Raw genomic sequence first — 18,939 nt, 5'->3', positions numbered from 1 at the left:
ACCGACCTGGCGTCTTGCCCGGACTGCCCCTGTTGGGCGGTTCAGCGGCGGGGTGCTTCGCTGGCGATGGTCGCCTCCCGGGGCAGGGCCGCAGCCCGAAGCGCCCAGTCCAGCGCGTAGTCGGCGACCTGCTCCCAGCCGTCCTGCCCGACGGTGAAGTGTGATCGGCCGGGAAACTCCTGGTAGGCGGTGAGCGCGCGGGACTTCTGGTAGAGCGCCGCGTTGGCCCGGACCACTGACGCCGGCACCACGTGGTCGGCCCCGCCGGCCAGCAACAGCAGGGGAGCGCGGTCGTCGCGGGTGGTGTCGACCCGGGCCGGCGAGCGCGGGTCGACGTTGGCGAAGGCGCCCTCGAAGAACACCCGGCCGGCACCGGGCACGGCATAGCGCTGATACGCCCGGTCGGAGTCCTCGCGGCTCAGCACGTTGCCGAAGGTGTAGGCGAAGTCGTCCGGGGTGAACGGGACGGCCCTGCTCCGGTTGGCCGGGCTGCGCAGGATCGGGAAGCCGGAGCGCAGTTGGCTCAGCGGCACCTTGAGCACCCCCTTCACCGCCGCCGGGTGCACCCCCACCACCGCCGAGCCGAGCCCTCGGTCGGCGAGGACCTGGGCGAACAGGCCGCCGAACGAGTGGCCCATGATGATCGGCGGTCGGGGCAGCGCTCGGATGATCTTGTCGTAGTGCGCGACGATCGTGGCCATGCTCTGCTCGGCGATCGGGCTGGGATCGTCGCGCAACTGCTCCACGGATCGGTCCATCCCCGGCCAGGCCGGGGCGATGACGTGCATGCCGCGCCTGGTGTACCGCTCGATCCACCTCTGCCAGCTACGGGGGGTCATCCAGAGTCCGTGGATCAGCACGATCGTGTCGACCTGGCCCTGCGGCATGGCACCCATCGCATCCTCCCGGTGTCGCGGCGTCCGGCCCGGCGGTTACCCGCTCCCACACGTGGAATTCCTCCGAGAACGCGATGGGGTCGCGCCGGGGATGCCCCCTGACAAATGTCACGGTCGGAACGTGACGACCGCTCCGGGCCTCGGGGTCCGCGCCGCCGGAGCATGAGTGCCATGACCAGTACGCATCCGGCCGTCGAGTTGAACGGCCTCACCAAGAGCTTCGGCGCGGTCACCGCGGTCGACGGGCTGAGCCTGCGGGTGCACCCCGGCGAGGTGGTGGCGTTCCTCGGCCCCAACGGGGCGGGCAAGACCACCACCATCGACATGCTGCTCGGTCTGGCCCGCCCGGACGAGGGCACCGTCCGGATCCTCGGCGGCACCCCGGACGACGCGGTGGCCCGGGGCCGGGTCGCCGCCGTGCTCCAGACCGGCGGGCTGCTCAAGGACCTCACCGTCAGCGAGACGGTCGAGATGAGCGCGCACTTCTACCGGCACACCCGCCCCACGGCCGAGGTGCTGGAGCGGGCCGGTATCGCCGACATCGCCGGGCGGGTCGTCGGACGGTGCTCCGGCGGCCAGCAGCAGCGGTTGCGTTTCGCGCTGGCACTGTTGCCCGACCCGGATCTGATGGTGCTCGACGAGCCGACCACCGGGATGGACGTCGAGGGCCGGCGGGACTTCTGGCAGGCCCTTCGCCGCGACGCGCGGGCCGGTCGGACCGTCATCTTCGCCACCCACTACCTGGACGAGGCCGACGCGTACGCCGACCGGATCGTGCTGGTCCGACAGGGGCGCATCGTGGCCGACGGCACCACCGCGGAGATCAAGAACCTGGCCGCCGGCCGCACGGTCCGGGCCACCCTGCCCGGTGCCGACCAGGCCGCGCTGGCCGCGCTGCCGGGCGTGGACGCCGTGGAGGTACGCGGCGACAGCGTGCTGGTGCGCACCGGCGACTCGGACGCTATCGCCCGGCACCTGCTTACCCGAACCGACGCCCGGGACGTGGAGATCACCTCCCGCAACCTCGAGGACGCGTTCCTCGCCCTGACCACCGCGCATCCCGGAGCCTGAGATGACCACACTCACCCCCACCCGTGCCGTCGAGCCGGACCGTCGGCTGCCCGCCCTGGGCGGTTTCGCCCCGGGCGTCCTGCGCATCGAGCTGCGCCGGGTGCTGCGTAACCGCCGCACCCTCGCCTTCACGCTGATCATGCCGGGCGTCTTCTTCCTCATCTTCGGCCTGCCGCAGGGCGGGCAGTCGCTGGACAACGGCCGCCCGGTCACGGCGTACGTCATGATCAGCCTGGCCGTGTACGCGGCCATGGTGGCGACCACCAGCGCGGGCGGCGCGGTCGCCACCGAGCGGGCACTGGGCTGGAGCCGTCAGCTGCGGCTCACCCCGTTGCGCCCGACCGCGTACGTGGCGACGAAACTGGTCACCGCGATGACCCTCGGCCTGCTGGCCGTGGCCGTCGAGTTCCTGGTGGGCGCGGCGGCCGGTGTGCGCATCCCGGTGTACATCTGGCTGCTGTCCGGGCTCGCCGCCTGGCTCGGCTCGCTGGTCTTCGCCGCGTTCGGCCTGTTCATCGGCTACCTGGTGCCGGCCGAGAACGTCATGCAGTTCATCGGCCCGATCCTGGCCGTGCTGGCCATGTTCGGCGGGCTGTTCGTCCCGGTCGAGGTGCTGCCGGAGGTGCTCCAGCAGGTCGCGAAGTTCACCCCGGTGTACGGCATGGGTGTGCTGGCCCGTGCCCCGCTGACCGGCGACGGGGTGAGCGTGGCGGCGGTGGTCAACCTCGTCGGCTGGGCGCTGGTCTTCGGTGTCGGTGCGGCCCGGCTGTTCCGCCGGGACACCGCGCGGGTCTGATCACCGCGACGGTCAGCGCCTGCTTCGTCCGAACTGGCCCGCCTCGGCTCGACCGCCCTGATGAGGCAGGCGCTAGCGTGGAGCCGATGGACCTCTCGACCGGGCAGCCCTGGCCGGTGGGCCGCCACTGGCGGTTCACCGGCTGGCTGCTGGCGGCCGTGTGGCTGTTCTTCCTCAACGTGCCGCTCGCCACCGCGTTGCACCAGCCGGAGCTGTGGCGGCGGGCCGTCGGGGTGGTGGCCCTGGTCGCCTTCGGCGTCGGTTACGTGCTGCTGTTCCAGTGGGCCCGCAAGCAGCGCCAGACCCTGCGGCCGATCCCGGTGGGTCGGGCGCGGGTGGGGCTGGTCCTGCTGCTCGCGGTGGGCCTGGCCAGCATGCCGGGCGCCGGTGGCGACTGGTTGGCGACCCTGGTCTACGTGGCGGCGGCGAGCGTGTTCCTGCTGCCGCCGCGAGAGGCGTTGGCCACGGTGGTGCTCTGCGCGGTGACCCCCGTGCTGACGTCCTGGCTGGTGCCGGGCTGGCAGGCGGAGAGCGGCATCGTCTTCGCGGTGCTGCTCGCCTCGTTCGCGATGTTCGGGGTGTCCCAGCTGGCCCAGCGCAACAGTGAACTCCGGGCTGCCCAGCAGGAGATCGGCCGGCTCGCGGTCGCCGAGGAGCGGGCCCGTGCCGCCCGCGACCTGCACGACATCCTCGGGCACTCGTTGACCGTGGTGGCGATCAAGGCGGAGTTGGCGGGCCGGCTCATCCAGGTGGACCGCGACCGCGCCGCCACCGAGATCGCCGAGGTGGAGGCGCTGGCCCGCGCGGCGCTGTCCGACGTGCGGCAGACCGTCGGGGCGTACCGCGAGGTCACCCTCGCCGCGGAGCTGGCTGGTGCCCGCTCCGCGCTGGCCGCGGCGGGCATCGCGGCGGATCTGCCGGCCGAGGTGCCGGCGCTGCCGGACGGGTGGGACCGGTTGTTCGGGTGGGCGGTACGGGAAGGGGTGACGAACGTGGTCCGGCACAGCGGGGCGCGGTGCTGCACGGTCCGCGTACACCCGGATGCGGTCGAGGTGAGCGACGACGGTCGGGGCCCGTCCACTCCGGACGCCAACGGGCACGGGCTCGTCGGCCTGCGTGAGCGGGCGCGCGAGTTGGACGCCGTGGTGAGCGTCGGCCGCCGGCCCGACGGGAGTGGCTTCCTGCTGCGGGTGCACGCCCCGGCGGAGGCCCGGTGACTGCGTCCGGCCCGGGCCGGTCCAACCCGATCCGGCTGCTGCTCGCCGACGACCAGGCGCTGGTGCGCGGCGCGCTGGCCGCGCTGCTCTCGCTGGAAGAGGACCTGAGCGTGGTGGCCGAGGTCGGCCGGGGCGACGAGGTGGTGCCGACGGCCCGCCGCAGCAACCCCGACGTCGCCCTGCTGGACGTGGAGATGCCCGGCCTGGACGGGATCGCGGCCGCCGCCGCGTTACGGACCGCGCTGCCGACCTGCCGGGTGCTGGTGGTGACCACCTTCGGTCGGCCCGGCTACCTGCGTCGGGCGATGGAGGCCGGCGCGAGCGGGTTCGTCGTCAAGGACACCCCGGCCCGGCAACTCGCCGACGCGGTCCGTCGGGTGCACGCCGGCCTGCGGGTGGTCGACCCCACGCTGGCCGCCGAGACCCTGGCCGCCGGGGTGAGCCCGCTGACCGACCGGGAGACCGAGGTGCTGCGGACCGCCCGTGGGGGTGGCACGGTCGCCGATCTGGCCGGGGCGCTGCACCTGTCCGAGGGGACGGTACGCAACCACCTCTCGGCGGCGATCGGCAAGACCGGGGCCCGCAACCGGGCCGAGGCGATCCGGGTCGCCGAGCAGAACGGTTGGCTGCTCGGCGAGTGACGCCAGCCGGTCAGGCGGTCGGGGGCGGGGTGGGTAGCTTGTCGACAACCACCACACTGCTGCCGGGGCGGACCTCGGCGAGCAGCTCCCGCTGACCACTGCGGGTCAGCCGGATACAGCCGTTCGTGGTGTTCTCGCCCAACTCGTCGTCGTTGTGCCAGGTGTGCACCCCGATGTGGGCACCCCGCAGCCCGGCCGGCACCGACTCGGGGTCGTCGGGCACCGAGCCGAGGGCGTAGATGTCCACCCCGCCGTAGACCTCCTCGGGCGGCGGGGTCCGGCCCAGGACGAAGGTCCGCCCGAGCGGAGTGTCCTGCCCCGGCTGGCCGAGGCTGATCTTCCAGGAGCGCACCGCCGTGCCGGCCCGGTACCAGGTGAGCCGATGGACCTTGCGTTCCACCACGATCTGGTCGCGCAACGCCACGGTGTCGAACCCGCCGGGAGGCAGCCAGGCGAGCCGCCGATTGGCGGAGGGCAGCAGGACGGCAATCCAGCCGGAGCGCCGGTCGGCGATCGGCATGGTGAGGTCGACGCCGCTGATCGTTGGTTCGAGGAAGGCTCGTGGACGGCCGCCGGGCGCGTCGTACGCGGCGATCCGCCTGGTCGGGTGCGCAGCCTCGGTCAGCGGCGTGGTGTCCATGGTGGCCGGATCCGTGGGGAAGCCCCCTGGCGCGGGGTCGTAGTCGACCACCGGCAGCCCCGCCGGGGCGGGCGCGGCCGAGGGAATCGGCTCCTCGGCGCTCTGCTCGACGGTGCTCGGCGTCGGGTCGGCCGCGATCCGTCGGTCGGGTGCTGTCGTGCCGGGGGTCAGGGCCTGACCCACCAGCAGCGCGGCCACCAGCAGGGCCGGCACGGCGATGGCGGCGGCCACCCAGGAGGCACGGCGGCGGTACGGGGACTTTCCGTCAAACAGCACTAAACCACTCTAAGGTGGCGGACGGTTCGAGGCCCCCGATTCGGTGATACCCGCCGACCGAAGGTCCCGACCCCGCTCCGAGAAGGACGGAAACGCACGTCGACACCCGTCGGTTCGATCTCGGCCCAGAAAATTTTCCGCACGGATGATCCGCGCGCCCCGCCGGTCCGTACTGGATGGGGGAGCAGGGGTCGGCCGGTGGTACGCCGCCGCGAGACGATCGAGGAGCACATGGCCCGGGCACAGCAGAACCAGAAGGCGGCCACCGTCCGGACCAGCGCCAGCAGTCGGGGGGTACGCGCACCGTCCAGGTCGGCGGCCACCATGCTGATCGCGTCGGTGCTCGCCGCCCTGTGGGCGGCGGTCATGCTGACGGGCGCCGGACAGAAGGCGTACGCGTACGGCTTCTTCTTCACCGAGTTCTTCGCCGGGGTGATCTCCCTGGTGACGTTGAGCCTCACCGTGATGCTCGGGCTGCTCGCCACCGACCGGCTGGTGCTGCGCATCTCGCACCGGGTACTGATGCAGTCGGCGCACCGGGCCACCGGCGTACTGGGCGTGGCCGGGCTCGGTTTCCACGTCCTCACCAAGATCGCCACTGGGCGGGCCGCCGCGACCGACGCGCTGGTGCCGTTCGTCGGCGGCCGAGGGCTCTACGTCGGGCTCGGCACCGTGGCCGCCCTGCTGATGGTCAGCGTGATCTGGACCGGCATCATCCGGGCCCGCTTCGCCGGCGTCGGTCCCAAGTGGCTGTGGCGCACGCTGCACTCCACCGCGTACCTGGCCTGGCCGTTCGCCGTGTTGCACGGCCTCAACGCCGGTCGGGCCGCGAGCTCCTGGGTGGTGCTCAGCTACCTGGGCTGCATCCTGCTGGTGGTGCTGGCCCTGCTGGTCCGGCTCTCGGTCACCATCGGTCGGCGCAGCCGCGAACAGCACCAGGCCGCGGTGCGTAACGCCGTGCTGGCGGGTCGGGCCGGCGAGGCGGACCGGGGTCGATCGCTGCTGGCCGGGCTGACCCGCCGCAAGAACGCCGACGCGGACAAGCGTCCGGGCTGGGCGGATACCACCACCGCCACCTGGGCCGCGCCGGCCGCGCGTCGCGACCCGGACCGGTTCACCGTCCCGGTGGTGCCCGAACCTGGTTCCCTCGTCGAGTCGACCCGGCCCAGCCGCCGGCGGCGGGTGGACGAGCCGGCGGCCGGCCGCGACACCGAACGGCCCTCGCGCGGCCGGCGGGACGAGGTGGAGCCCGCGACCCGCCGGTCGCGGCGCAGCGTCGAGGAGACCGTCACCCGTGGGCGCGACGACGAGGAGGTCGAGCCGGTGACCCGGCGGCGCGGCTCGCGGACCCGGGACGAGGCGGTGCCGACCGGACGGCGACGCGTCGAGGAGCCGGCCGCCGAACGGTCCAGCCGCCGGTCCCGCGACGAGGACGACGGCACCCGGTACTCGGCACCGCCACGGCCGACAGTCGAGCCGGAGGAGCCGTGGGACAGCCCGCGCCGGTGGCAGGCCGCCGAGCCGATCTCTGCCTCCCCGGTCTCCGTCGAGCCGATTTCCGCCGGCCCGATCTCGGCCAGCCCCATCTCGGCGACGCCGCGCAGCGGCAGCGGCCGACACAGCGTCGAGGACGACGTGCCGGAGGAGCCGGACTACTGGCGTCCGCCGGCCCGGTACGTGCCGGACGAGGTCGCACCGCCCGTCGACGACACCCCGACCCTTGTCGACCTGGCGTCCCGGCGCGCTCGGCGGGCAGCCGGCGAGGGCCGGTCCGCCAAGCGCCGCAAGGCCAGCGCGGACGCGGTGGACGGGGCGTACTGGGCCGGGCTGCGGGGTGAGGCGAAGTGATGCGCACCGCGGTGCCACCGGTCGCCTGCGTGGGCGAGCCCCGGCTCACCGCCGGCTTCGCCGAGTACGGCCGGCTCGACCTGGCCGCGCACGAGGAGGTGCACGGGCCGGTCGGCCCGATGGAACCGGCGCAACTGCTCCGGCTCGCCGAGGGCATGCAGCTCAACGGCAAGGGCGGGGCCGGTTTCCCGTTCGCCCGCAAGCTGCGCGCCGTCCTGGAGTCCTGCGAACGGCAGGACCTCGCCGCCGTCGTGGTCGTCAACGCCAGCGAGGGGGAGCCGGCCAGCTGGAAGGACAAGGTGCTGCTCACCCGCGCCCCGCACCTGATCCTGGACGGCGCGGCGCTCGCCGCGTACGCGCTGGACGCCGACGAGATCGTGATCGGTGTCGCCGACGACGGGGTCGGTCGGGACTCGCTGATGGAGGCCCTCGAAGAGCGCCGGATGCCGGTGCTGACCACGATCGTCACCGTGCCGCACCGGTTCATCTCCGGCGAGGGCGGCGCGCTCGTCAACGGGATCAACGGGCTGCCGCACATCCCGCCCGGCACCAAGAAGCGATCCAGCGACTCCGGGGTCAGCGGCCTGCCCACCCTGCTGTCCAACGCCGAGACGTACGCGCAGCTGGCCGTCGGCGCCCGCCTCGGCCCCTACGAGTACGCGGCCCTCGGCACCGACGACGAGCCGGGGACCGTGCTGCTCACCGTGACCGGCGCGGCGGGCCGACCGGCCGTGGTGGAGTGCACCGCCGGCATGCCGCTGCGCGACGTTCTCGACCTGTGCGAGGTGCCGGAGATTCAGGGCATCCTGATGGGCGGCTACCACGGCAAGTGGATCACGCCGGAGGCGGCGGACACGGCCGAGGTGTCCCGCAAGGGGCTGGCGGCGGTCGGCGGCACGCTCGGCGCGGGCATCATCATCCCGCTCGGCGTCGACACCTGCCCACTCGGTGAGACCGCCCAGGTGGTGCGCTACCTCGCCGGGGAGTCCGCCGGCCAGTGCGGACCGTGCCGGATGGGCCTGCCGGACCTGGCCCGCGCAGTGGACCTGGCGGTGGCCGGCAGTCAGCCGGCCGAGGTGGTGCGGGCCGCCGCCGGCGAGGTGAAGGGTCGGGGCGCGTGCAGTCACCCGGACGGCACCGCCCGGTTCGCGCTCTCCGCGATCGAGGTCTTCGCCGAGGACCTGCGGCTGCACAGCACCGGTGACGGCTGTGGCCGGCGCGTCAAGGGTGTCATGGGGCTGCCCGGCGCACCCGACGCGAACCCGCAGAAGCTCACCCTGGACTGGTCGCGCTGCGACGGGCACGGCCTGTGCGCGCACGTCGTACCGGACTTCATCCGGCTCGACGCGAACGGATATCCCGCCTTCCCGCCCACCCCCGTGCCGACCTGGCTGCGGGAGGGCGCGTTGAAGGCGGTCAAGGTGTGCCCCGAGCTGGCTCTCCGCCTCGCCAAGGCCGAGTAGGAGAGGGCACCTCCCGGACAACTGTCGAACGGAGACACGGATGCGCAGCTGGCACGCTCGGGGGCGACGGTGCCGGGTTGGTGTGGCCCGGGGGGCCGGCGCCGCCGTGGCGCTGGCCGCCGCACTGCTCGGCGTGGCCTCCTGCACCGGTACGGCCGCCCCGCCCGCCGCGGTCGCCGCGCCGGCCACCACCGCCACCGCGCCGGGAGCCACCACGCCGGGAGCCACCGCGCCGGGAGCCGCCGGCACCGCCACCCCCGGCGGATCGCCGAGTACGGCCCCGGCAGCGGTCCCGGACATCCTGCGCTTCACCGGGACCACCCTCACCGGCGCGGCGTTCGACGCGGCGCAGCTCGCCGGTCGGCCCGTGGTGTTGTGGTTCTGGGCGCCGTGGTGCGCCACCTGCGCCAGCCAGGCCTGGACGGTCGCCGAGATCGCGCCCCGCTACCGGGAAACCGTGCCGATCGTCGGCGTCGCCGGCCTCGGCGAGCAACGCGCGATGAAGGAGTTCGTCACCGAGTTCGACCTCGCCGGGACGCCGCAGATCGAGGACCGCAAGGGCGCGCTCTGGAAGCGGTTCAGGGTGACCGAGCAGAGCATCTTCGTGATCATCAACCGGAACGGCCGGGTCGTCCACCAGGGCTTCCTGGACGGTGAGGCGCTCGCCGCCCGGGTCGCGGCCCTGGCCGGGGCGTGACCGCGGCACTGCTGCTCGCGCTGACCGCCGGCATGCTCGGCGCGGTCAACCCGTGCGGCTTCGCGTTGCTGCCCGCGTACCTCTCGCTGTTGGTCGCCGGGGCGTCGGACGCCCGCGGCGCGGTCGGCCGCGCGCTCACCGCGGCGGCCGGGCTGACCCTGGGGTACGTGCTGGTGTTCGGGGCGTTCGGCCTGGCGCTCGCGCCGCTGGCCGGCTGGCTGCGGCCCCGGCTGCCGTGGCTGACCGTGGTGCTCGGCGTGCTGCTGGTGACGGCCGGCTGCTGGCTGCTCGCCGGCCGCCGGCTGCCCGCCCCCGGCTGGTCGGCCCGGGCGCCCCGGCTCACCCGCACGTGGCCGTCGATGGCGCTGTTCGGCGCGGCGTACGCGCTGGCGTCGCTCGGCTGCGCCATCGCGCCGTTCCTGGCCATCGTGGTGACCAGCCTCCAGGCCGGCTCGACCGGTCAGGGGTTGGCGCTGTTCGGCGCGTACGCCCTCGGGATGGGCCTGGTGGTCGCGGTCGCCGCGCTCGCTGTGGCGCTGCTGCGCGACGGGCTGGTGGCCCGGCTGCGCGTCGCCGGCGCGCTGGTGCCCCGCCTCAGCGGGCTGGTGCTGCTGCTCGCCGGCGGGTACGTCGCCTGGTACGGCTGGTACGAGCTACGTCTGTCCGCCGGCCGCCGCGACGCCCTGCGGGACCCGGTGATCCGGGTGGCCGCCGAGGTCCAGCGCACCCTGGCCGATGCACTTGACGCCGTCGGCCCAGCGCCGCTGCTGGCCACCCTGGCCACGCTCCTGCTGCTGGCCACCCTGGCCCGCCGCCCCCACCCCCGCCGCCCCCACCCCCGCCCCCGCCGCCCCCACCCCCGCGATCTTGCGGTTTCTGTCGCGACAAAAACCGCGGAACACCACGTTTCGGCGACAGAAACTGCAAGATCGGCGAGGTGAGCGGGGTCCGGGCGGGGGGTGGGGTTGGGGTTAGCTCGGGGTTAGGCGGTCGGTGCCCAGGCGGTCTTGGAGGACCTTGGGGATCAGGACGCTGCCGTCGGGCTGCTGGTTCTGCTCCAGGATGGCCGGGAAGAGCCGGCTCGTGGCCAGGGCCGAGCCGTTGAGGGTGTGCACGAAGCGCGTCTGCTTGCCGCCCGGCTCGCGGTAGCGGATGGCCGCCCGCCGAGCCTGGTAGTCACCGGCCCAGGAGACCGACGACACCTCCTTGTACTTGCCGGTGCTCGGCATCCACACCTCGATGTCGAGGGTCTTCTTCATCGACGCGCTGGCGTCGCCGGCCGAGAGCAGCGTGCGCTGGTAGTGCAGGCCCAAGCCCTCGACCAGGCTCTCCGCGTGGGCGAGCATCTCCTCCAGGGCCGCGTCGGCCTGCTCCGGCAGGGTGAACTGGAAGATCTCCACCTTGTTGAACTGGTGCCCGCGCACCGTGCCGCGCTCGTCGGAGTGCGAGCCGGCCGACTCCCGCCGGTAGCACGGGGTGTACGCGAAGGCCTTCAGCGGCAGCTTCGGGGTCTCCAGGATCTCGTCCTGGTACGCGCCGAGGATCGCCGTCTCCGAGGTGGGCAGCAGGAACTGCCCGCGCGGGGCGGACTCGGCGTCGAGGTGGTAGACGTCGTCGTAGAACTTCGGGAACTGCCCGGCGGCGAAGCCGGCCGAGTCGAGCAGCAGGTGCGGCGGGAGTAGGAACTCGTAGCCGGCCCGGACGTGCTGGTCGATGAAGTAGTTGAGCAGCGCCCACTCCAGCCGGGCGCCGATGCCCGTGTAGATCCAGAAGCCGGAGCCGCCGAGCTTGACCCCACGCTCGTAGTCGACCAGGCCCAGCGCGCGGCTCAACTCGACGTGGTCGCGGACCTTGTCGATCACCGGCGGCTCGCCGAAGGTCTTCACGACCTGGTTGGCTTCCTTGCCACCGGCCACCACGTCGTCGGCCGGCAGGTTGGGCAGCTCACTCATCGTCGTACGCAGCCGCGACTGCACCTCGTCCAGCTGGGACTCCAGCTCGGAGAGCTGTCGACGCTCGGCCTCCGGCGCGGCGGCCTGCGGCTCCTCGCCGGCCCGCTTCGCCTGCGCGTACGCCCGGGCCTCCGCCTTGCGGCGTTGCCGCTCGGCATCGATCTCCGTGATCAGAGCGCGGCGTTCCTGGTCGAGCCGCTGGATCTCGTCCAGCGCCCGAGTGACCTCGGCGGGATCCAGACGCTTCGCCAGCGCGGTCGCCACCGCCTCGCGATCCTTCCGGATCAACTCCATGTCGAGCATGCTGCTCCGTACGCCTCCGTCCGGGGTTCACAGGTGAACCACCAGATGCTACCGTCGCGGGCTTTTCCTCCCGGAACGGGGAGTGCGGGCCACCGACTCAGAGCCGGATCGGCATCAACACCGAATAGGTGTCCGCGTCGTCCGTGCGGCGCACGGCCAGCGGGGCGATCGGTCCGTCCAGCTCCAGCACGAGTTGCGCCGCTCCGGCCGCGGTCAACGCGTCCAGCAGGTAGCCGCCGTCCACCCCCACCCGCAGCGCGTCGGTGCCCAGCTCGGCCGCGGGCAGCAGCCGCAGCGCGCCCTGGTCGTCGACGCCGAGCACGGTGACCGCCCGGGTCGTGCCGTCGTGGTCGCGGGCGACCGTGGGGGCCGCCGGGTCGGCCAGCGCGGCGCGCAACGCCGCCACGTCCACCGGGACCCGGCGCGCGGTGGGCCGGTCGCCGACGGCCTTGCGCAGCAGCCTGCGGTAGTCCGGGAAGTCGTACGGCAGGGCGGTGCCGGTCAACGTCCGTCCGGCCACCAGCACCCGCAGCTCCGCGCTGGCCACGGTCAGCCACACCGGTCCGCCGCCGGTGGCGTCGAGCAGCGGCCGGAGCTCATCGACGAGGGCCACCGGGACGAACACCCGCGCCGGGGGGCCGTCGACGTCGGCCGTGGCGCGGGCGAGCGCGAGCCGGTACCGGTCGGTGGCGACGAGCCGGACGCCGTCGGGCTCCACGTCCAGCAGGACGCCGGAGAGCATCGGCAGCTCCGGGTCGACGCCGACGGCGAAGCGCACCGCGTCGAGCGCGGCGGCCAGGTCGGTGGGAGAGAGCAGCAGCGTGGTGGTGGCCGGCTGGGCCGGGTCGACAAGCGCGCGGAGTCGGGCGGCCTCACGGCGGGCGTCGGTGAGCCCGTCGGCCAGCCGGCGCAGGTGCGTGTCGAGCAGCTGGTGCACGGCCGCCGGCTCGGCGCGGACCGCGGCGGCGATCTCCGGGACCGGCATGCCGATCCGGCGCAGCCCGGCCACCAACCGGGCCGGCCTGATCTGCTCGTCGGTGTACCAGCGGTAGCCGGTCACCGGGTCCACCAGAGCCGGCTCCAGCACCCCCGCCGAGTCGTAGAAGCGCAGCGCGCTGACGGTCAGGCCGCTGGCCCGGGCCAGCTCGCCGATGCTGTGCAGGTCACTCACGTCGGGCATCCTGCCCCCTCGACCCGGTCGAGGGTCAAGCCGAGGGCTTCAGCACCCGGAAGGTGAGCCCGGCCCGGATCAGCCGCTCCAGCAGCGCGTCACCCATCGCGGCGACCGGGGTGAGCTGGCCGGCGGTCGGCGGCAGCTCGTCGAGCGCCAGGCAGAGCGCCGACTCGGCGAGCATCTTCGCCGTCTCGTCGTATCCCGGGTCGCCGCCGGCCACCTCGGTGACCACCCGCTGCCCGCCGCCGGTGCCGACGAACCGGACCCGGAACCAGGACGCCGCCCGTTGCTCGGGCGTGGGTCCCTGCCCGGAGGCGAGCCGGCCGAGCAGCCACCGTCGGCTGGGCGGCAGCTTCACCAGCCCGACCAGGGCGCCGAGCCCGACCGCGCCGGCCAGCACGGTGGGCAGCCGCTTCACGGCGGCGAAGTGCCGGTACCGGAAGTCCGGGCCGTATTCCGGTCGGGCCGCCGCCGACCGGCGGACCACCTGCGGGTCGATGGTCGGCAGCGGCACGGTCCAGATGCCCAGCTCGGCGGAGCGGGCCAGCCGGCCGGGCACCGCGCGGACCCGGCGGTCGGTGGGGTGCGGCTCGACCGCCCGGCGCTCCCGGGCGGCCTGGCCGGCCTGCCCGGTACGGGAGAACGCGGTGAGCGCCGAATGGTAGGTGCCGGCGGAGAACCGGCCACCGGCGCGGACGTAACCGTCCACGGTGATGGGAGCGTCGGCGGGCAGTTGCTTGAGCGTGAACCAGACGCCCAGGTCGTGCGGGATGGAGTCGAACCCGCAGGCGTGCACCAACCGCGCGCCGGTGCGGGTCGCCTCGGCGTGGTGGCGCACGTACATCAGGTCGACGAACTCCGACTCGCCGGTGATGTCCAGGTAGTCGGTGCCGGCCGCCGCGCACGCCGCGACCAGCGGCTCGCCGTGGTGGACGTACGGGCCGACCGTGCTGGCCACCACCCGGGCACTCTCCGCCACGGCCCGCAGCGAGTCGGCGTCGGTCACGTCGGCCGTGAGCAGCGGCAGGTCGGCCAGGTTCGGGTCGACCGCGGCGAGCCGGTCCCGCACGGCGGCGAGGCGGTCCGGGTTGCGGCCGGCCAGCGCCCAGCGCAGTCCGGCCGGGGCGTGTCGGGCCAGGTAGTCGGCGGTCAGGCCACCGGTGAACCCGGTCGCCCCGAACAACACCACGTCGTACGTCCGCTCCCCAGCCATGCCCAGAGTGTGCCATTCGCCGTCCCCGACGGCAGCGCACGAGGAGGGCGTCAGGGTGTGAACACGGCTCGTACACAGCCGTCGGCCCGGTCCCGGAACAGCGCGTACCCCTCGGGGCCGTGCGCCAACGGCAACCGGTGGGTGGCCAGGTGTTCGGTGCGCAGCTCGCCGCGGGCCATCCGGTCCAGCAGCATCGGCACGTCCCGCAGGTCCGGCCGACCGGCCCCGCGCAGCGTCAGCCGTCGCTCGGTCACCGCGCCCAGGCCGAACGCGTCGAGGAACCCGTCCGTCCCGCCCAGCAGCACCACCACACCGCCCTTGCGGCACGCGCGCACGGCCTCGCGTGTCGCGTCCGGCCGGTCGGCATGGCCACCGAGCCGCCCGGGCGGCGGCGTGCCGACGGCCACCACGCAGACGTCCGGCCCCCGCCCACCGCTGCGCTCGCGCAACTCCGCCGCGACGTCGGTGCGACGGTAGTCAAGCGGCTCCGCGCCGACGTGCCGCTCGGCCATCCGTAACCGCTCCTCGTGCCGGTCGACGACCAGCACCCGGGCGGCCCCGCGCAGCACCGCCGCCCGAGCGGTCAACTGGCCCACCGCTCCGGCACCCCAGATCGCCACCACGTCACCGGGACGCACGGCGCCCAACTCGGCGGCCAGCCACCCGGTCGGCGCCGCGTCGGCGGCGAACACCGCCCGGTCGTCGTCGACCGCGTCCGGCACCCGGAAGGCGCCCACGTCGGCGTACGGCACCCGCACGTACTCGGCGTGACCGCCCGCGAATCCGCCCGCCGCCCGGGGACGGCCGAAGCAGCCGGCGTCCGCGCGTTCCCAGCCGGGGTCGGCGCTCGCCGGGTCGGCATGGGCGTTGTCGCAGCAGGAGTGCAGGCCGTGGCGGCAGTACCAGCAGCCGCCGCAGGCGACGCTCGCGCCGACGACCACCCGATCGCCGCTGCGGTGCCGGCGCACGCCGGGACCGACCTCGACCACCTCGCCCAGGAACTCCGCCCCGAGCACGTCACCGGGCCGCAGCAGCGGGTTCCGGCCGGCCAGCAGCGGCAGGTCCCCGCCGGAGGTGGCGCTGCGGCGGACCCGGACGATGACGTCCCGCTCGTTGCGCAGCTCCGGGTCGGGCACCTCGCGTACCGCCACCTCACCGGTGCCCACCCAGCACAGCGCCCTCACCCGCGGACCTCGGGGCGGTCGAGCGCGGACCGGTCGGCGCGCAGCACCTCGCCGGTCTCCACCCGCTGCTTGATCTGGCGAAGGACCCGGCGGACCAGCAGATGTGGGTCGTCGCCGACCAGGTGCGCGGCCAGCCCGACCGGCGGGCTGGCACCGGCCACCGGTCGGGCGGCCAGCTCGGTGCCCCGATCGCCGGGCGCGGGGCGCACCCGCACCTCGACCGCGCCGTCCAGGCGGCGCAAGGGCTCCGGCCACCGACCGGCCGGAAGCACCTGCTCGGGCGGCCGGTCGACGGTCACCACCTCCCACCGGAGCGAGGTGACCGGGTCGCGGTCCGCGCCGATCCGGCGGCCCCACCGGGGTACGCGCAGCCGGCGCAGCGCCACGCCACCGAGGCCCGCCCGCACCAGCCGTCCCATCGCTCCCACCGGTTCCACGTCCTCCCCGTCCACGTCCCCCGATCGTCGGTCGCGCTCGGGTGAAGCGTGCTCGCCCGGAAGGGGTGAACCGCCCCGCGCCGGGTAACCGCTCGCCGACCGGGGGCGGAGCGCGTGGTGGGGGTGGAGCAGGGTGCCAGAACAGCAGAGTCGCTTACGCATCGACACCGCCGCGGAGCCACCGCTGTTGGCCTCCCGGCTGACCCCGGCCGTGCCACCGGAGCCGGTGCTGGCCCGGCCTCGGCTGCTGCGCCGGCTGGACGAGGGCGCTGCCGGACCCGTCACCGTCGTCGCCGCACCCGCCGGCTGGGGCAAGACCACACTGCTCGCCACCTGGGCGCGGCTCGACGGTGGGATGCCCGACGTCGAGCCGGGCGCGGTCGTACCCGACTCTGGTGACCTCTCGCTGTCGCCCGAGGACAGCCCGGTCTCGGCCTGGGTGTCGGTGGAGGTCGGCGACGACGCCGATCGGCTCTGGGCGTACCTCGCGGCGGCGTTGCGGACCGCGACCGGCTCGGCGGAGGACGGTCCGGTGCCCGACCGGCCGCCCCGCCCCGACCAACTGGAACTGTTGGCCGCCACCCTCGCCGCCGCGGACCGGCCGGTGCTGCTGATCCTGGACGACCTGCACCGGGTCGCCGACCCGGCAGCGCTGCGCGGCGTGGAGTTCCTGCTGCGGCACGCCGGGCAGCGGCTGCGCCTGGTGATCGGGGCACGGGCCGGGCTGCACCTGCCCCTGCACCGGCTCCGCCTCGCGGGCGAGCTGACCGAGATCGGCCCGGACGAGCTGGCGTTCACCGACGACGAGGTGGCCGACCTGCTCACCGCGCACGGCGCGACCCTGCCGGCGGCCGACGTGCGCCAGTTGCGCGAACGCACCGGGGGCTGGCCGGCCGCGCTGCGCATCGCCGCCCTGGCGGTACGCGGGCAGCCCGACCCGGGGCGCTGGGTGGGGCAGTTCGGGGGCGACCAAACGGAGATCGCCGGCTACCTGCGTGAGGAGGTGCTGGCGACGCTCGACGCGGCCGAGGAGGATCTGCTGCGCCGGACCGCCGTCGTCGAGAGCGTCTGCGCCGACCTGGCCGCGGCGCTGACCGGCCGCGCCGACGCCGGGCAGGCGCTTGCCGACCTGGCCGGGACGGGTGGCCTGCTGCACCGGGAGGACACCCGACCGCCCTGGTACCGCTGCGATCCGCTGCTCGCCGACCTGCTCCGCGCCGATCTGGCCCGGCTGCCCGGCCCGGAGTTGCGCGATCTGCACGTGCGGGCGGCCGACTGGTATGCGGGCGACGGGCGGCCAGCCGACGCGCTGCGGCACGCGCTGACGGCCGGCCGGTGGGACCTGGCCGGCGACCTGTTCGTCGCGCACTGGCCGGAGCTGACCCGGTACGACAGTGAACCGGTGCACGCTCCGGCGCCGGGCGCCCCGCCGGTGGAGGTGATCCGGGCCGACCCGGAGGTGGCCCTCGCCTACGCCGCCGAACGCGCGTACGCCGGCGACCTCCCGGCCGCCACCGGTCACCTGCGTGCCGCCGCCGGGCACGCCCCGGACCTGCCGGTGCCTCGCCGGCAACGGTTCCTGCGGCTGGTCACCGCGCTGGAGTTGACGGTGGCCCGGCTCGCCGACGACCCGGTGGAGGTGCGGGCCGCCGCCGCCCGGCTGCTGCGGACCCGCCCGCCGGGCGCCACACCGACCCGCCTGCCGGACCCCGCGCCGACGGGCGGTGCCGCGCCGACGGGCGGTGCCGCGCCGACGGGCGGTGCCGCGCCGACGGGCGGTGCCGCGCCGACGGGCGGTGCCGGGTCGCCAGGCGGTTCCGGGTTGGCGGGCGACGCCGGGTCGCCAGGCGGTTCCGGGTTGGCGGGCGGCGCGACGTTGACGGCCGGCGGAAGCGGCGCCGCCGACGACGCCGACCTGCGGGCGTTCACCGGCACTGCCCTGGGGCTGGTCGAGCTGGCCGGCGGTGGGCTGCCGACCGCCCGGTTCGTCCGGGCCCGGGCGGCCGCTCGGGAGGCGGGACGGCCACGCACCGAGCTGGTCGGTGCCAGTCGTGCCGCGCTGCTGCTCGCCGTACGCGGTGAACTGCGGGCGGCCGAGCGGGCGGCCCGGGAAGCGCTGGGCATGCCGCCCTGTCGGGGCTGGTCCTGTCGACTCGACTGCGCCTACGCGTATCTGGCGTTGGCCCAGGTGGCGCTGCTGCGCGACCAGCCCGACGAGGCCACCGCGAACCTCAATCTCGCCGGCCCGGCGCTCGGCGTCGCCGGCGGCCTGGTCGACGGCTGCGCGGGGGACGCGGGCGGCGGCCGGCTCGCCGCCGTCCGTGGCGAGCCCGTGGCCACGGCGGTGGCCGCGCTGTGCCGGGCGCACCTGCGCCGCGACTCCGGCGACCCGGCGGCCGGCCAGCGACTGCTCGTCCAGGCCCGGGAGGCGCTCGTCGACCAGCCGTCCGCGGCCGAGTTGACCAGCCTGCTGCGGGCCGCCGAGGCCGAACTGCGCGCCGAGCGGGGCGACCTGGACGCCGCCCGCGACCTGCTGGTCGGCGCGGACACCGACCCGGTGCTCGCGGTGGCGTCGGCGAAGGTGGAACTGCTGGCCGGCGACGCCGCTGCCGCCGGCCGCGGGCTGCCGGCCTGGCAGGCGCCGGCGGCCACCGCCTGGCCTCTGCCGGTACGCCTGGACGCGGGCCTGCTGGACGCGGTGCTGGCCGGTCGCGCCGGGGACGGGCGTCGGGCCGGTCGGCTCCTGGAGCAGGTGCTCGACCTGGCCGGGCCGCAGGGTTGTCGCCGCGTCTTCACTCAGGCCGGACCGCCGGTGCGCGACCTGCTGGCCGCGCACCTGGACGCGGGGACCGCCCACTTCACCCTGGTCGGTGACCTGGTACGCGGGGCCGGGCCGAGCGCCGCCCGGCCGGCCGCCGAGCCGAGGGGCACGCTCGACGAGCCGCTCACCGAGCGGGAGCTGACCATCCTGCGCTACCTGCAGAGCATCCTGTCCAACGTGGAGATCGCCAGCGAGTTGTCCCTGTCGGTCAACACGGTGAAGACCCACGTTCGCAACATCTACCGCAAACTCGACGCGACCCGCCGGCGCGAGGCGGTCCGGCGGGCGCGCGAGTTGCGGCTGATCTGAG

At 74.9% G+C, this 18,939-nt stretch carries 16 protein-coding genes; 9 read left to right on the top strand and 7 right to left on the bottom strand.

The annotated features are described in order from the left end of the window. Positions 1-41: 41 nt before the first annotated feature. Positions 42-896, bottom strand: coding sequence for an alpha/beta hydrolase (locus tag ACFYPM_RS24375; protein ID WP_387201082.1), 855 nt, complete (start codon positions 894-896; stop codon positions 42-44). Between the two features lie 171 nt (positions 897-1,067). Here ACFYPM_RS24375 and ACFYPM_RS24370 point away from each other — a divergent pair, with 171 nt between their 5' ends. The 4 genes from ACFYPM_RS24370 to ACFYPM_RS24355 all read left to right on the top strand — a co-directional run bounded on the left by ACFYPM_RS24370 (position 1,068) and on the right by ACFYPM_RS24355 (position 4,621). Next, positions 1,068-1,967: an ABC transporter ATP-binding protein gene (locus tag ACFYPM_RS24370; RefSeq protein WP_387201079.1), complete on the top strand. Its 900-nt coding sequence runs from the start codon at positions 1,068-1,070 to the stop codon at positions 1,965-1,967. Between the two features lies 1 nt (position 1,968). Then, positions 1,969-2,763: an ABC transporter permease gene (locus ACFYPM_RS24365; RefSeq protein WP_387201076.1), complete on the top strand. Its 795-nt coding sequence runs from the start codon at positions 1,969-1,971 to the stop codon at positions 2,761-2,763. Between the two features lie 86 nt (positions 2,764-2,849). After that, positions 2,850-3,980 carry a sensor histidine kinase gene (locus ACFYPM_RS24360; RefSeq protein WP_387201073.1) on the top strand — a complete coding sequence of 377 codons (1,131 nt, stop codon included), beginning with the start codon at positions 2,850-2,852 and terminating at the stop codon, positions 3,978-3,980. After that, positions 3,977-4,621: a response regulator gene (locus ACFYPM_RS24355; RefSeq protein WP_387201069.1), complete on the top strand. Its 645-nt coding sequence runs from the start codon at positions 3,977-3,979 to the stop codon at positions 4,619-4,621. The genes ACFYPM_RS24360 and ACFYPM_RS24355 overlap by 4 nt, the downstream gene beginning before the upstream one ends. A gap of 10 nt (positions 4,622-4,631) precedes the next feature. On the opposite strand, the gene ACFYPM_RS24350 is transcribed toward ACFYPM_RS24355, so the two are convergent. Continuing rightward, positions 4,632-5,537, bottom strand: coding sequence for a L,D-transpeptidase (locus ACFYPM_RS24350; RefSeq protein ID WP_387201066.1), 906 nt, complete (start codon positions 5,535-5,537; stop codon positions 4,632-4,634). Between the two features lie 198 nt (positions 5,538-5,735). Here ACFYPM_RS24350 and ACFYPM_RS24345 point away from each other — a divergent pair, with 198 nt between their 5' ends. From ACFYPM_RS24345 to ACFYPM_RS24330, 4 genes are read left to right on the top strand one after another with little or no spacing between them, the layout of a single operon-like run. After that, positions 5,736-7,385, top strand: coding sequence for a hypothetical protein (locus tag ACFYPM_RS24345; RefSeq protein WP_387201063.1), 1,650 nt, complete (start codon positions 5,736-5,738; stop codon positions 7,383-7,385). Further along, positions 7,385-8,848: an NADH-ubiquinone oxidoreductase-F iron-sulfur binding region domain-containing protein gene (locus ACFYPM_RS24340; RefSeq protein WP_387201060.1), complete on the top strand. Its 1,464-nt coding sequence runs from the start codon at positions 7,385-7,387 to the stop codon at positions 8,846-8,848. The genes ACFYPM_RS24345 and ACFYPM_RS24340 overlap by 1 nt, the downstream gene beginning before the upstream one ends. Before the next feature lie 40 nt (positions 8,849-8,888). After that, the gene (locus ACFYPM_RS24335) at positions 8,889-9,545 is read left to right on the top strand and encodes a redoxin domain-containing protein (RefSeq protein WP_387201057.1); all 657 of its coding nucleotides are present in this window, start codon (positions 8,889-8,891) and stop codon (positions 9,543-9,545) included. Next, a complete protein-coding gene (locus ACFYPM_RS24330; protein ID WP_387201054.1) occupies positions 9,542-10,486 on the top strand; it encodes a cytochrome c biogenesis CcdA family protein in 945 nt (314 codons plus the stop codon). Before ACFYPM_RS24335 ends, ACFYPM_RS24330 begins: the two co-directional genes overlap by 4 nt. Positions 10,487-10,516: 30 nt before the next feature. On the opposite strand, the gene serS is transcribed toward ACFYPM_RS24330, so the two are convergent. The 5 genes from serS to ACFYPM_RS24305 form a co-directional block, all read right to left on the bottom strand. Next, on the bottom strand, positions 10,517-11,800 hold the full coding sequence (serS, locus tag ACFYPM_RS24325) for a serine--tRNA ligase (protein ID WP_387201051.1): 1,284 nt from the start codon (positions 11,798-11,800) through the stop codon (positions 10,517-10,519). A 97-nt stretch (positions 11,801-11,897) separates the two neighbouring features. Next, positions 11,898-12,962, bottom strand: a complete 1,065-nt coding sequence (locus ACFYPM_RS24320) for a MerR family transcriptional regulator (protein ID WP_387201320.1) — start codon at positions 12,960-12,962, stop codon at positions 11,898-11,900. 43 nt (positions 12,963-13,005) lie between these two features. Next, positions 13,006-14,187 carry a saccharopine dehydrogenase family protein gene (locus ACFYPM_RS24315; protein ID WP_387201048.1) on the bottom strand — a complete coding sequence of 394 codons (1,182 nt, stop codon included), beginning with the start codon at positions 14,185-14,187 and terminating at the stop codon, positions 13,006-13,008. 50 nt (positions 14,188-14,237) lie between these two features. Further along, positions 14,238-15,371: an alcohol dehydrogenase catalytic domain-containing protein gene (locus ACFYPM_RS24310; RefSeq protein WP_387201045.1), complete on the bottom strand. Its 1,134-nt coding sequence runs from the start codon at positions 15,369-15,371 to the stop codon at positions 14,238-14,240. Beyond that, positions 15,368-15,790: a hypothetical protein gene (locus ACFYPM_RS24305; RefSeq protein ID WP_387201317.1), complete on the bottom strand. Its 423-nt coding sequence runs from the start codon at positions 15,788-15,790 to the stop codon at positions 15,368-15,370. Before ACFYPM_RS24305 ends, ACFYPM_RS24310 begins: the two co-directional genes overlap by 4 nt. A 151-nt stretch (positions 15,791-15,941) precedes the next feature. Here ACFYPM_RS24305 and ACFYPM_RS24300 point away from each other — a divergent pair, with 151 nt between their 5' ends. Then, positions 15,942-18,938 (top strand): LuxR C-terminal-related transcriptional regulator, encoded by a 2,997-nt coding sequence (locus tag ACFYPM_RS24300; protein ID WP_387201042.1) that lies wholly within the window; start codon positions 15,942-15,944, stop codon positions 18,936-18,938. Position 18,939: the final 1 nt, after the last annotated feature.

Origin of the sequence: Micromonospora sp. NPDC005203, from assembly GCF_042872705.1 — a bacterium.
GTDB lineage: Bacteria > Actinomycetota > Actinomycetes > Mycobacteriales > Micromonosporaceae > Micromonospora.
This window is presented reverse-complemented; position numbering and strand designations above follow the sequence as displayed.

Coding starts and splice junctions, on each gene's coding strand:
- ACFYPM_RS24365 (WP_387201076.1), top strand. CDS start 1,969: ATGACCACACTCACCCCCACCCGTGCCGTCGAGCCGGACCGTCGGCTG.
- ACFYPM_RS24340 (WP_387201060.1), top strand. CDS start 7,385: ATGCGCACCGCGGTGCCACCGGTCGCCTGCGTGGGCGAGCCCCGGCTC.
- ACFYPM_RS24375 (WP_387201082.1), bottom strand. CDS start 896: ATGGGTGCCATGCCGCAGGGCCAGGTCGACACGATCGTGCTGATCCAC.
- ACFYPM_RS24370 (WP_387201079.1), top strand. CDS start 1,068: ATGACCAGTACGCATCCGGCCGTCGAGTTGAACGGCCTCACCAAGAGC.
- ACFYPM_RS24360 (WP_387201073.1), top strand. CDS start 2,850: ATGGACCTCTCGACCGGGCAGCCCTGGCCGGTGGGCCGCCACTGGCGG.
- ACFYPM_RS24315 (WP_387201048.1), bottom strand. CDS start 14,187: ATGGCTGGGGAGCGGACGTACGACGTGGTGTTGTTCGGGGCGACCGGG.
- serS (WP_387201051.1), bottom strand. CDS start 11,800: ATGCTCGACATGGAGTTGATCCGGAAGGATCGCGAGGCGGTGGCGACC.
- ACFYPM_RS24305 (WP_387201317.1), bottom strand. CDS start 15,790: ATGGGACGGCTGGTGCGGGCGGGCCTCGGTGGCGTGGCGCTGCGCCGG.
- ACFYPM_RS24335 (WP_387201057.1), top strand. CDS start 8,889: ATGCGCAGCTGGCACGCTCGGGGGCGACGGTGCCGGGTTGGTGTGGCC.